At 51.3% G+C, this 12,332-nt stretch carries 11 protein-coding genes and 1 pseudogene; 8 read left to right on the forward strand and 4 right to left on the reverse strand.

All coding sequences use genetic code 11. The features are described 5' to 3' along the window. The first annotated feature begins 17 nt into the window (after nt 1-17). From H7847_RS01905 to H7847_RS01940, 8 genes are all read left to right on the forward strand, one after another. A complete protein-coding gene (locus H7847_RS01905) occupies nt 18-299 on the forward strand; it encodes a transposase (protein ID WP_227267681.1) in 282 nt (93 codons plus the stop codon). Next, nucleotides 292-474 (forward strand): IS3 family transposase, encoded by a 183-nt coding sequence (locus H7847_RS01910; protein ID WP_406675954.1) that lies wholly within the window; start codon nt 292-294, stop codon nt 472-474. Before H7847_RS01905 ends, H7847_RS01910 begins: the two co-directional genes overlap by 8 nt. 386 nt (nt 475-860) lie before the next feature. Beyond that, nucleotides 861-1,805, forward strand: a complete 945-nt coding sequence (locus H7847_RS01915) for a Gfo/Idh/MocA family protein (RefSeq protein ID WP_227267682.1) — start codon at nt 861-863, stop codon at nt 1,803-1,805. After that, nucleotides 1,802-2,944, forward strand: a complete 1,143-nt coding sequence (locus tag H7847_RS01920) for a DegT/DnrJ/EryC1/StrS family aminotransferase (RefSeq protein WP_227267683.1) — start codon at nt 1,802-1,804, stop codon at nt 2,942-2,944. Before H7847_RS01915 ends, H7847_RS01920 begins: the two co-directional genes overlap by 4 nt. Beyond that, nucleotides 2,944-4,194 carry a family 4 glycosyl hydrolase gene (locus tag H7847_RS01925; protein ID WP_227267684.1) on the forward strand — a complete coding sequence of 417 codons (1,251 nt, stop codon included), beginning with the start codon at nt 2,944-2,946 and terminating at the stop codon, nt 4,192-4,194. Before H7847_RS01920 ends, H7847_RS01925 begins: the two co-directional genes overlap by 1 nt. Then, nucleotides 4,191-5,234, forward strand: coding sequence for an ROK family protein (locus H7847_RS01930; protein ID WP_227267685.1), 1,044 nt, complete (start codon nt 4,191-4,193; stop codon nt 5,232-5,234). Before H7847_RS01925 ends, H7847_RS01930 begins: the two co-directional genes overlap by 4 nt. Next, nucleotides 5,221-6,294 (forward strand): alcohol dehydrogenase catalytic domain-containing protein, encoded by a 1,074-nt coding sequence (locus H7847_RS01935; protein WP_227267686.1) that lies wholly within the window; start codon nt 5,221-5,223, stop codon nt 6,292-6,294. Before H7847_RS01930 ends, H7847_RS01935 begins: the two co-directional genes overlap by 14 nt. Before the next feature lie 116 nt (nt 6,295-6,410). Then, the gene (locus H7847_RS01940) at nt 6,411-7,127 is read left to right on the forward strand and encodes a sugar phosphate isomerase/epimerase family protein (RefSeq protein ID WP_227267687.1); all 717 of its coding nucleotides are present in this window, start codon (nt 6,411-6,413) and stop codon (nt 7,125-7,127) included. A 285-nt stretch (nt 7,128-7,412) separates the two neighbouring features. Here the strand turns inward: H7847_RS01940 and H7847_RS01945 are convergent. From H7847_RS01945 to H7847_RS01960, 4 genes and pseudogenes are all read right to left on the reverse strand, one after another. Beyond that, nucleotides 7,413-8,357: pseudogene (locus tag H7847_RS01945) on the reverse strand (IS481 family transposase); the annotation flags it as partial. Nucleotides 8,358-8,414: 57 nt separating this feature from the next. After that, nucleotides 8,415-9,056 (reverse strand): NUDIX hydrolase, encoded by a 642-nt coding sequence (locus tag H7847_RS01950; protein WP_227267688.1) that lies wholly within the window; start codon nt 9,054-9,056, stop codon nt 8,415-8,417. Nucleotides 9,057-9,109: 53 nt separating this feature from the next. Continuing rightward, nucleotides 9,110-10,381 (reverse strand): UDP-N-acetylglucosamine 1-carboxyvinyltransferase, encoded by a 1,272-nt coding sequence (locus H7847_RS01955; RefSeq protein ID WP_227267689.1) that lies wholly within the window; start codon nt 10,379-10,381, stop codon nt 9,110-9,112. A 97-nt stretch (nt 10,382-10,478) separates the two neighbouring features. Next, entirely contained in the window at nt 10,479-11,603 is a 1,125-nt protein-coding gene (locus H7847_RS01960; protein WP_227267690.1) for a sedoheptulose 7-phosphate cyclase, read from the reverse strand. Nucleotides 11,604-12,332 lie beyond the last annotated feature (729 nt).

Consider the following 12,332-nt stretch of genomic DNA (forward strand, 5'->3'; position numbering starts at 1 on the left):
TTGAGCAGGATCGTGAGATGGAACGTTTTCCAACAAAGCAATGCCATTTGTTTGATGATGCCGGGCATATAGATCGGCTGGAGGTTCTTAAGGGGCCGTCTGGTCGCCGGACCTGGCCAGACGACGCTAAGGTTCGGATCGTGATGGAAAGCTACGCGCCCGGTGCGAACGTCTGTGATGTTGCGCGGCGGCACGGGATGTTCCCACAGCATTTGTCGACGTCGCGCGGCTTGGCGAAGATGTATCAACCCAGTGAAATTCTGCTCATGCTACAAGGAGGAAAACGTAGCGTTGAGTAAACTATTAGAAGACGGTATCAAGCGATGGACGGTGACCCGCGACGCCGCTAGGCAGGACGTGTTCGAGTACATCGCACTGTTCTACAACCCGCAGAGAAAGCGCACGAACAACGGCATGCAGTCGCCCGTTGACTATGAGATCAGACAGCGCAAACTGAACCAGGCAGGTGTGTAGGAAAATACGGTCATCTCATACAAACAGACCGATATAGACGTGTTGTTGCCCTGGATTTACGTCAGACCCGTCTAACCGGCGCGCCGCTTATTCGCGGATGATGGGTCTGATCACTTATGATGTCAGGGTCGCGGTGAGCCAGATAGCTCTTGGCTGGAGCGATATTTGAGACGCAAACCTCCAACCGCGGTGAATTGGCTGAGAAAGGATGGAACCAAACCTATCAGCGGGAGCTGAGAGTAGCCATATTTAGGCCGGAATCTGCCCAAAGCAGTGTCGAGCAGTTCAACCCTAGATCGACTCACGAGCAAAAAGGTGCTACGCTTCCTTCTGTTTGTAAATGCACGCTTTAATTCAACCCTACCTTGCGTTTGGGATTTGCTTCAATGGACATAATTGTTTTCGGATGTGGCCGAATGGGACAGGTGAGAGCACAATGCGCTCACCGGCTGGGGCTTAATTTAGTTGGTGTTTTTGATCCAGACGCTGATCGCGCGGAAAAAATTGCTACTGAATATGGATCGAAACGTTTAAATCTAGAGGAACTAGATGATTGGCCACATGCCGACATCTGCTTTGTCTGTAGCCCGCCGGACAACCATCCAAAGATCGCTACCCGGTTTATCAACAAAGGCTCTCATCTCCTAATCGAAAAACCTCTAGCATTGACCGCCTCGGATGCCCATCCAATTTTGTCCGCGGCCGAGGCATCTGGCGCTGTCGTTGCTGTCGGACACATGAATAGGGTGCGGCCGTCAGTACTCGAGCTTATGCGGCGTCTTGACGGCGTGCATCCATTCGCTATCTCGGCGCATTGGATTGGCCAACCCTACGGGGTGCCGTGGTGGTCGGATCCTGTGCGATCAGGAGGGGGCTTGCATGAGCAAGGCATTCATCTAATTGATCTTTTGACGCTGATAGGCGGTCCAGTAAGACGAGTTTGCGCAACAATCGACTCTCAGGATGACGCAAACAACCCCTCTTCGGTGGCGCTATCGTTAACTTTCGAAAGAGGGGGGCTTGCCAACTTTCTTTATTCCTTTTGCGGCAAGGAACGATCTATTGATGTCGGAGTGTTTTCCGCGATCGGCTCGTGTTTTCTTAGCGATTGGTCACTTGATTTTCATTGTGGCGATCAGCGAGTGAGCGGAAATGCTGATCAGCCGGATAAGAACTGGATTTTCGAACGAGAAACTGAATGGTTCGTTGATAGCGTTCGAAGCGGCAAACTAAGACGTGAGCTGAGCAGTTTGGTTGCTGGTATGCAAACACTTCGTCTGATGGACGCTATTCGCGCGTCATACACTTCTCGTACACCGGTTTCGCTATGACGGAATCGAACGATGCACAAAAGAAGGTATCAGTCATCGTTGATCGGTACGACTATCCTTCGCAGTTTGACTGCAATCTAGACAGAATTGTTGACCAGATTAGGCATGCATTGCTGGATGGTGAATATGTTCTTTCCAAACAAGTCGCGCGATTTGAGGCGAGTTTTGCTAAATTTGTCGGAGTGAAACACGCTCTTGGCGTCAACAGTGGCACTGACGCGCTGATCCTGGCTCTGATGGCCTGCGGGGTTGGCCGTGACGCCGAAGTAATCATCCCCGCGAACACTTTTTATGCTACGGCCGCTGCGGTGTGTTTCGTCGGTGCACGCCCAGTCCTTGTCGATCCCGATCCCAAAAGCTTTTTGATGACAGCCGCTAGTGTTCGGGCTGCCATCTCAGAAAATACTAGAGCCATAATACCAGTTCATCTTTATGGCAAGGTTTGCCAAATGAGCGAGTTGCGTGCGATAGCAGACGATATAAATGCGGTATTAATTGAAGATTCTGCTCAAGCCCACGGTGGGGTCTCGCCCGACGGTGAACCTGCAGGCACGATCGGTGATATCAGCTGCTTCAGTTTTCACCCAAGCAAAAACCTTGCGGCGGCAGGTGATGCAGGCGCAGTTTGTACGTCTTCAGACGCGATCGCAGAAAAGGTGAGATGGCAACGTGCTCTAGGGCAGCGTGGACCAAACGTCCATGACGTTCTTGGAATAAACAGTAAGCTTGATGCGATCCAAGCGATCATACTGGACGCAAAGTTGCCGCGCTTGGCTGCTTGGAATGTTGAACGGGCCAATATTGCGAAAAGCTATCGCGAGGCGCTTGCAGATTTGCCAGTATCGTTCCAGAAAGCGGATGACAACGAACGACATGTCTATCACCTATTTCAAATTCGGACGCGGCACCGCGACGAGCTTTTCAACCATCTAACGTCAAATGGAATTGACGCGGTCATACGTTATCCGGATCCAATCCACCTCCAGGAAGCGTTTGCTATGCTCGGATATGTGCGGGGGGACTTTCCCGTCGCAGAAGATTTGGCACGCGAGTTGTTAGCGCTGCCGATTCGCCCCGGTTTGACGGCAAAAAGTGTCGAGCATGTGGTGCGAGTAATGAATAATTTTTCGGGGTACTGATGCAAAAGATCACGGTTGTAGGCGGAAGCTCCCCATTCACTGTATCTTTGATTGATGCCATAGCTCAAGATGAGGCACTGGTCGGCGCATTATACGATTGCCACTTGGTGCTGAACGGCCGCAACACCAGTAATCTAAATGCGGTTTCCGACTACGCTGCAACTTTACTTGGCGATAGGTTAGCATCCATCCAACCTTCCACCGACCTAGATGCTAGTCTGGATGGCGCTGATATCGTATTGTTGCAAGCACGGTTTGGCGGTCTTGCCGCTCGAGCCGAGGACGAAGCCTTTGCAGCGCGAATGGGTTCGGTACCCGATGAGACTTTAGGGCCTGGCGGGCTATTGTCTGCGTTTCGCCAATGGGGAGCCGTCGAAGATTTGTCGAGACGTATGATTGCCCTCTGCCCAAACGCTTTTGTGATCAATTTGGTCAACCCACTTAGCTTAGTTACATCTCAAATGATCGAGAATGGTTTGAACGCTATCGGAATCTGTGAACTGCCATTCGCTACTGTTAGACTCTTGGCCGAAAGCCAAGGCGCAGATCCATATACAACGCAATGGGACTACGAAGGCCTCAACCACCGCGGATTTATCACGCGTGCTGGAACTTCGGAAGGGGTCGACCTTTTGCAAGAGGCTCGCCGATCAGACACCATCGACAAAGCGCTATATGAGGGCGCGGGAGAGTTTTTAGACACTTTCGGCGTACTACCGACCAAGTATTTTTCAATCTTTCATTATCGTCGACCCCTAAAAGCCGGACGAGCAGAAATGCTAAATTCCTTGCGTAGTGACATTGCCCATGCATTGGCCACGAACCCCGATAAGCGTCCGAACCGGCTGGCTGAGCGCGATACCTCCTGGTATCCTGATGCGGTCGTCCCCGTGCTGGCCGGACGGCTAAGTGTACGACCCTACTCTTGGACAGTGAATACTGTAGCTCGTGAGGGCCTAGTCAGTGAGCAACGAGTCGCGCTTTTTGGCGAAAGCATGACCGTAATGACAACTGCGCCGGTCCAAGGCCCTGCACGCGATTGGCTCAACTACTACGAAACCCAGGAGCGCTTGTCGATGACAGCACTGAAACGTCGTACATTCGACTCAATTTTGCAAGCTCTGAGTTTTGACCGGCTGACCCCCACGGAAACATTGCACGATGCAGCTACAGAGATCCACGAAGCCTGGGCGGCGGCGTATCCGCAGGCGAGCACAACTCCTGTAAATACTAATCGGAGCATGGAATGAAGGCGGGACCCTACGCGGTATTCGACATCGGAGGTACATTTTTTCGCTCTGCCCTATGGCGAGACGGATTGCTAAGCAACGTTTCAAAGAGACCGAGCCTCAATTTCTTGAACACCCCGCATCTTTCCCCCTGTGAATTGCAAAATGAACTGGTAACCTATCTTTTGAATGAAGCAGCCCGACTAGAAGAGGTGTTCGGCAAACGCATAGGTCATGTCGGCATTTCTCTCGGTGCTCCCATGAACGCTAAGACAGGCGAAATTTTGCAATCTGGCCCGCTTTGGGGTCCAGAAGCCAAGTCTTTTGATCTATTAGGACAGCTTAGACGGTTTGCACCCGCAAGAACATACGTGATTGCAAACGACGTGACGGCAGCGCTCCTTAGATACGTTCGCGACATTGATCCTTCCTCCAATGGTAAAGTGCTTTACATTACGATCAGCACCGGTGTGGGTTCTCGCCTATTCGACGCTAAGCGAGGAGGTATTCCTACCGACAGCCAACATGGTTTTCAGGGGGAAATCGGTCATTTACCCACCCAAACCATCTTGCATGGCTCGCAGCTCAGCTTTCGATGTGATTGTGGCGGCAAGGACCACCTTAACGCCTTCACATCTGGCCGGGGAATTCTTAACTTACTTCGAGAACAACCAAAATTCGCCAGCGGCAGCGAAACGGATGACGACCTATTACGCCGGTTCACCGAAGGTGTACACAACGAAGATCTCGACGCGATCGCGGTTCTAGATGCTTCTACATCACCGTTGGCACAGATTTTAGCCATCCTATTAACTCATGATCCGATTATAGAAACAATTGTGTTGACAGGCGGCGTTGTACACAAGCTTGAACCGTCTTATTGTGAGTCACTCAACCGACAATTTCTAAATCACGGCTTGTTTCAAGTTACCGACAGAGATCCTGATTACCTTATGCGGAGACTAAGAATCGATACACCGGACGACTCCGCTGGTCTAGTCGGGGCTGGACATTTGGTTGAAACGCTCCATAGCAGACGCTCAGTTTATGTCTATGACTGAGAGTGAAACGTCCACCCTGACCTATGGCCGTGGGCACTCGGCGCTACTGCGCCCTGAATTGGGGCGCGGGGCACCTGTTCTAACTCAAATCAAACATCCTCCACCTGCGCCCGGGGAACTAATTTGTCGTACGCTTGTTGCAGGTGTATGCGGTACGGATTTACAGATATTCTCCGGCACGCGCGGTGAAACGGCTCAGGTCTTAGGTCACGAAGGCTTGGGCGTGGTGGAAACAGTTGGCCTTCCTGCCGACAAACCGTTGATCGGAAAGCGCATCGCTGTCAACCCGACCGATGCAAAAACTGGTGCTGAATTCGGCCACTCCATCAATGGAATGATGCAAGAGCTTTTCGTTGTACCACAGAGATTGCGCCATTTGGTACTAGATGTCCCAGCTGAACTAGACGCAGAATTGGCGATCCTTGCGGAACCCTTAGCCTCCGTTCTGGCGTTTGCGACCATTGTTCGGTCTGTCAGTCGGCCGCGCCGTATAGCACTCTTTGGCAGGGGCACTATTGCACATTTGATACGCTTAGTTGCTCAGGATTTATTCCCTAGCGTGAAAGATGTAGTGGTAATCTCACGTGGCGATTCGCAATCCTATGAACCCCAAGGTTTTGATCTGTCGGTCATGTGTTCGTCCATCGACGCTGCGGATTGGGCGGCAAATCTAAGCGTCGAGGCCCTATCCGACGGCGGGGTACTTTATCTGTTCGGTGGACTCCCCCCCGGGCTTTTGCTGCCTAGCCTAGCATATTCAGATATCGGTAGCCTCCGCGCTCGCAACACTGGCGGCGAGCTAGGCAATAAGCCGACTGAAACTCTCCAGCATGTCAAGGACGGTCGTGTCATTGTCCTTGCTGGGCATAGGGGCGCATCCAACACTTTGTTGTTGGAAGCCATGCAAAGGATTACCCGATCGGCCGAGCATTTCCGTCCGCTCGTCAACCAAGTGGTCCATCCTCGAGAGGCCGAGCGTTTACTCAAAAATGCCTTTGAGGGTTTGTCAACGCGTCAATGGACCAAACTCGGCATCGACTTTCGACGTAGCAAGAAATGATACGCGGGTTAGACGGGTCTGCCGCTTCAGTCGGGGTCGCACTTTGGATGTTTTGCGACCCATATGTAGGCCTCCGAACCGCAACATGCTGCTCTCTGGATGAAGTCAATATTGATATGGGCGGACCGGGGCGCGGAATCGACTTTTTTAGCGATCGTCATCTTGATGCATTCCAGAACTATTTGCGGAAATATCCGATATCGGTTTCGTCGATATCACTCAACCGCCTTAACGATATCGGCTTAGTGTCATTCGACGTGCACAATGTCGCTCAGCAAGTGTTGGAGTTGGCTGAAAGAGCACTCACGGTAGCCAATCATCTCGGCGCAAGGCGCATCGTAATCCCTGGATTTCGACGTAGTTACATAAAATCTCAGCTCGACTTCGAACGAACCGCACAAGCACTGCGCAAGATAACAGAATTGCCCGGAATGAACGAGATGGAAGTCGCTTATGAGACTGTTATCGACGCAACCTTACAGCATCAGCTGAATCGCTTTGCGCTCGGGAAACTAAACATGCAGTTCGACCTGGGAAACCCCTGTCTGTATAGGTTGTCTGCAGCAGAGATTTGGAGAGATGTGGCGATGATTGCTTGTAACGCAATTCATGTAAAAGATATACCTTTAGACCGCAGCAGAGGTTATGTGCCGTTGGGCAACGGGCGTGCAAAGTTACAGAGATCTTTCGAAGAACTAGCCATAGTAAAACCAGTGCCAAAAACATTCATCCTTGAGGGACATTACTTTAACGATCCTGAACGTCGGCTTCGAGAGGATCTTGTAGGGCTGACTGAGCTAATCAGAAGTGCGCAAGCTATGCATCAGGCTTAGAAGCGGCAGGTACACATACAGCGGCGTCAATACAAACTCGCGTTCATTCGACAATGAAAGGCTGATGTTAATCGTCGCCAACAAGTTTCCACAGAATTCTGCAAGCGGATTTCTGCGTTCAAAAGTACGGCGTCTTCCGTAATCGCGCAATTGCTGGAGGTAAATCCCCTAAGCACGCAAGCTTTTTGATTGCATAGCTAACGCTCTATCGTATCCGTCCGGTTTGCCCGCTCTGACGCAGCTAAGAGTGCGCTGATAGTGTCCACCATCGATACTGTTTAGTTCCGGCATCTGGTGGACCGGATTCAGGATGAAACGATCTGGCTCTGATGTCCAGATTTTGCAGATGTATTCGTAAGACGTGAGGCCGCTCAAGGTCTTCAGCCGACGAGCAAAGTTGTACGCATCCAAGAAGTCAGCGAGGTGACTGTGTAACTGTTCGTGACTGTCGTAGTGGTACCGTTTCACCGTGGCATCCTTAATCGTGCGGTTCATGCGCTCAAATGGCTGTTGGTCCAGCGATGGTTCGGTTTGGTCAGCCGATGCTCGATCCCGTTGGCCTCGCAGATTATGTCGAAGCGCATCTGCCGGCAGTAGGCGGTGCTTCGGTTTCTCGGCTGATCTGCGAATTGGATGCCATCATATGTCAGGATCATGTGGATGCGGTAGGGAACGGCTTCGAGGAGACGTTCCAGGAACTCCTAGGCTGTCTTGCGGTCCGCCTTATCTACCAACTGCGCCACCGCGAACTTGCTGGTCCGGTCAATCGCCACAAAGGGAAAGAGCTTGCCCTCTGCCGTCCTGACCTCGGCAATATCGATGTGAAAGAACCCGACCGGATAGCGCTTGAAGCGCTGCTTCTTGGGCTGGTCGCCGTCCATATTTGGCAGACGTGAGATGCCATGTCGCTGCAAACATCTATGCAGAGTAGAGCGCGTCAGATCCGGAATGGTCGGCTGCAACGCATAAAGACAGTCGTCGAGCGGGAGCAGAGTATAGCGACGGAAGGCAACACTGATGGCTTCCTCTTCGGCGCTGAGAACCGTTGAGCACGGCTCCTTTGGCCCAGTCTTCTGATCTTCAACGGGTCTGTCGCTTGCGCCACTTTGCGACCGTCTTGGGATTTATCCCAAGCTCGCGGCTTAACTCCGCGATCAAAGCTTGCGGTCGCTGTATTGCTGCTCTGACGGCGTGCGTGGTCGTGGCGCTGCCATGACGAACTTGTCCCATAATGCTTACTTCCATTCCATCGAATGGATCGCACCATCAAACCGTGGGATCAAACACCTAGTCAAATGCGGTCGGTGCCGTCGGATCTCGCGCGATCCTAACTACTTCGAGTAGTTGCGAAACCGTAACGCGATGGGTCGAAAGATCTGGAAGGTCATCCAGGGGAAAAAACTGAATGGCACATGTTTCTTGCGTTTCCAACAACTGTTTGCCTCCTATCTCCGTACAAGAAAAGAAAGCTTTATATGCGTGCGGAATCTGAAATGGATAGTCATGTTTTCGTTTGTCGAACAAAGCCAGCAGTCGGTCGGGTACAACCTCCAATCCTGTTTCCTCGCTCACTTCCTTTGCAACGGCTTCTCCAGGTGCTTCGCCGATATCACACCAACCGCCCGGCAGGGTCCACCGATTATCTTCCCTTTCCTGGACCAGCAATATGGTTTCACCTCGGCGAACTACCGCTCGAACGTCTAGTTTCGGAGTCTTATAATGCTCGTCAGCGGACAGCCAATCCAGAATATCTACTTTAGCGCCAGCGCCAAGTGCCGACATCAAGTCTGCAGCTAACTCACGGACTCGCATGTAGCGATCCAAATCGAATTGATCCCTTCCATAGGTTAGCCCAATTTGTGCGATGGCCGACAGTTCCTCAATAGCCTCCAAAAGAGAGGAACTGTAGCAGTCTACTCGCTTTGGCATTTGATCATTTCTTCCTCTTTTTGACCCACACTAGTTCAACGGTATTGCCCAATTTATGCAGTCGGCGCGCCTTCGTCTATGATTTCGATCTGGCCACCTAATTGTACCAAGCGTTCGACGAGGTTCTCATATCCTCGCGCGATCGATGAGATTTGCTGTAATCTACTAGGTCCTCTCGGCAAAAGGCCGCAAAGCAACAGCGAGGCACTCTCACGGATGCCAGAACCACTCCATACGCCAGGTTGTAGAGATCCACCTAGGACCGAAACCTTGGGTCCGTCAACCACGGCGTTCAGTCCGCTGCGCACAAGTTGCCTTATATGGTCAAACCTATGCGGGTAGACGTTTTCAATAAGCGTTGAGGTGCCCGGAGCTACAGCCATCAGGGCGGTCATTTGAGGTGCTAAGTCAGAAGGAAACCGGGGAAATATGCCGGTCTCCAAGCGAAGCGGTCGGGTCGGTCGGCCCGACACCGTCACGCCATCAGCATCATGGGAAACTGAAACTCCGCAATCGTCAAACACTGAAACTATGCTTTCCGCTTCATCAGTTTTTAGTGTGGGGAGTACTCCTCGCCCGCCTGTGGCGGCGATGGCCGCCGCAAAAGTACCCCAAACAACACGGTCGGTTGGTAGTGCCCAGGACGAAGGTTTTGTGGTTATTGGCCCTTCAACAATCGCAGTACTCTTGTCCCAGCTAATTTTCGCGTTGCAGGCTTTAAGAAAGCGCGCCACTTCAAGGACTTCTGGCTCACGGCTTACACCGTGAATGACACTTCGACCTTCGGCAACCGCCGACAACATTAGTGCCGTTGCGCTGGCAGTTACACCTGCAATCTTGTCGTCAAGCCGGAATTCTCCGCACCGTGGATTCTCGCCACTGATTTTTATACCTTCTCGGGACTGACTTACAGAGAAACCGAGCCCTGCGAAGGCCCGAATATGCGGTTCCAATGACCGTCCAGCTATCACATCACCGCCAACGCCCGGAAAATTGATGTACCCAGAACGAATAAGATGCACAACTAAGGCATAAATAGAGCCGCGCATCCTCAGCAAAATTGATCTCGGCAAAGCGGTTGGCATCTGATGACCCAGGGTCAAGCGCACCTCATCACCAAAAACTCTGCTATGCCAACCTGCTTCATTCATCAGCCTAAACTGGTCCCTGATATCTCGAATATTGGGCACGTTCCGCAGACGGATATCACCGGGTATGAGACAAGAGGCGGCAACGATCGGCAGAGCGGCATTTTTCGAACCCTCGATGCGGACCCGACCTTCCAAAGGAGCTGTGCCTCCCGTTATAAGAAGTACCTCGGACATACCTACCAATCGCCCGAAGCTAACAGCTTAGGATCATGTCCGTAGCTTGTAGCTCGTCGCCTGTCAAAGTGTGTGTTAGTATGATCTAGTAGTATGTTCACCTTTTAAGCTTTTGTGTTTGACGCAGCCAAGCAAGCGTGTCGACGAGATCAGCATCACTTATTTCATTGGATGTTTTTAGGAATGAGTATTGGCCAATAGCAACAGGCAGAACCATATTCACCATACCTCCACGGTGATTAGCCGCATCCTTCAGCGCGTTTCTAACGAAGTTAGGATCGAGCAGATCGTGCCAGACAGGTAAGTTAACCGACATCAAGATCCGTAATATCCGGGTCATAGTACTTTCATCCAACAGGCCGAGCCGCCAAGCTAATCGGCACGAAAAAGCCATGTCGATCGCAACTGCATCTCCGTGACGCACGCTAAAATTTGACGCGGCTTCGAGCGGATGGGCTATTGTATGACCGAAGTCGACGGCACGCTCGTAACCTTTAGTCTCATAAGGGTTTTGCTCCAACTCGCACATCATAGCCGCAATGGCCTTCGCAATCGGATCATGAGAAGTACTTCCACCGTTATTGAGTATCTCTCGGAAGCTCGAACCTCCCGTTTCTTCAATTAATTCAAATAGCTCAGGATCAGAAGTAATCGCGACCTTTATCATCTCGGCCACTCCCTGCTCAATCTCGCCCCGGTCCAAAGTTTTGAGGAATTCCGGGAAAACCGCGACAGCCGCAGGTGGATAAAAGCATCCTAGATAGTTCTTTGCACACCCAAAGTTCACGCCTCCCTTAAGCCCGATGCCAGCATCAATTTGGCCGATGAGAGTTGTGGGAATACGAACGTGTGCGATACCACGACGAAGCATAGATGCAGTAAATGACGCAATATCCATGCACACCCCACCGCCGACAGCCACTAGCGCACTGCACCTCGTGACCCCTGCATCTTTTGTTGTTTGGCAAAGGTTCATAACGGCATCCATCGTCTTCGAAGACTCCCCACTGGCTAGAACGTGCCAATCCAGTGGCACGCCTGCCAAACCCAGAAGTTTTTTTATCTGCGAGCCGTAGATCGCATCGACAGTTGGCGTTGTTACTGCAAATATCTGTTCGTAGTGGGAAAGGTTTTCCGTCATCCAAGTCTGTGATTGCGGTGACCCCAGTTCCCTTATTAACTCGACTCGAAATAGGTTTTCACGAACTGATGCCATCTGCATGCTACAATCCTTACGACTCTGGAATTGGCCACTTCAAATTCATTTATGTGCTTTCTTATTATCTTGGTCTGGATAGCACTCTATAAGAAATCTACGTTAGAACAATTCAACCAAAACAGATGCTGAAGCCACTCGATCTTGAAGTCGAAAAATCACTTGAAAAGGCATAGACAGACTGCAATCCTCCCAGATCAGTGTAGACATTTTTTGAGAGAATGCGAGAATAATATACTACCTATGGCTGTGTCGGCAAAAAAGCGCATAGGTGGACGTCCGGTAGGGTGTGGCGCTGTCGACCACGCGGGGGACCTCACCATTGGATCATAGCTTTCCCGCAGCACTTCATATGGTGTTTTGCAATTGTGGGAGGTCTGTGCGCAACCGCCAAAGCCTCCAATGATTTGGGATGGCGTTGCACCGGTAATGACCATTGAACGATCGCGCGGGACGTAGCAATCGCTTTCTGTGCTTGGTGCCGCGACTGGCAGTCTTATAATGGGTCCCATTATCGTTACTGCCGCCCTGCTCGCTCTGTGGACTCGTAAGTCGTGGAGACGATAACCTAGAAGCATAAGCACTACTTAACAAAGCCCTTGAGTAAGACTGTCCAATGAACTTCGAAAAATTAGACGCAGTCTATTCGAATAGTACGCTCTTCAACCTCAAGAATAGGATAGAAACGCTTTGCTGACATCTGCCATTGAGACGACGAAGATGCCCAAGGTTAAC

The organism is Roseobacter weihaiensis, from assembly GCF_020622345.1.
GTDB lineage: Bacteria > Pseudomonadota > Alphaproteobacteria > Rhodobacterales > Rhodobacteraceae > Roseobacter > Roseobacter weihaiensis.

What these genes read in the sequence shown, in the direction of transcription:
- H7847_RS01930 (WP_227267685.1), top strand. Translation starts at nt 4,191, where the DNA reads ATGAAGGCGGGACCCTACGCGGTATTCGACATCGGAGGTACATTTTTT.
- H7847_RS01955 (WP_227267689.1), bottom strand. Translation starts at nt 10,381, where the DNA reads ATGTCCGAGGTACTTCTTATAACGGGAGGCACAGCTCCTTTGGAAGGT.
- H7847_RS01935 (WP_227267686.1), top strand. Translation starts at nt 5,221, where the DNA reads ATGTCTATGACTGAGAGTGAAACGTCCACCCTGACCTATGGCCGTGGG.
- H7847_RS01915 (WP_227267682.1), top strand. Translation starts at nt 861, where the DNA reads ATGGACATAATTGTTTTCGGATGTGGCCGAATGGGACAGGTGAGAGCA.
- H7847_RS01950 (WP_227267688.1), bottom strand. Translation starts at nt 9,056, where the DNA reads ATGCCAAAGCGAGTAGACTGCTACAGTTCCTCTCTTTTGGAGGCTATT.
- H7847_RS01905 (WP_227267681.1), top strand. Translation starts at nt 18, where the DNA reads ATGGAACGTTTTCCAACAAAGCAATGCCATTTGTTTGATGATGCCGGG.
- H7847_RS01920 (WP_227267683.1), top strand. Translation starts at nt 1,802, where the DNA reads ATGACGGAATCGAACGATGCACAAAAGAAGGTATCAGTCATCGTTGAT.
- H7847_RS01940 (WP_227267687.1), top strand. Translation starts at nt 6,411, where the DNA reads ATGGGCGGACCGGGGCGCGGAATCGACTTTTTTAGCGATCGTCATCTT.
- H7847_RS01960 (WP_227267690.1), bottom strand. Translation starts at nt 11,603, where the DNA reads ATGCAGATGGCATCAGTTCGTGAAAACCTATTTCGAGTCGAGTTAATA.
- H7847_RS01925 (WP_227267684.1), top strand. Translation starts at nt 2,944, where the DNA reads ATGCAAAAGATCACGGTTGTAGGCGGAAGCTCCCCATTCACTGTATCT.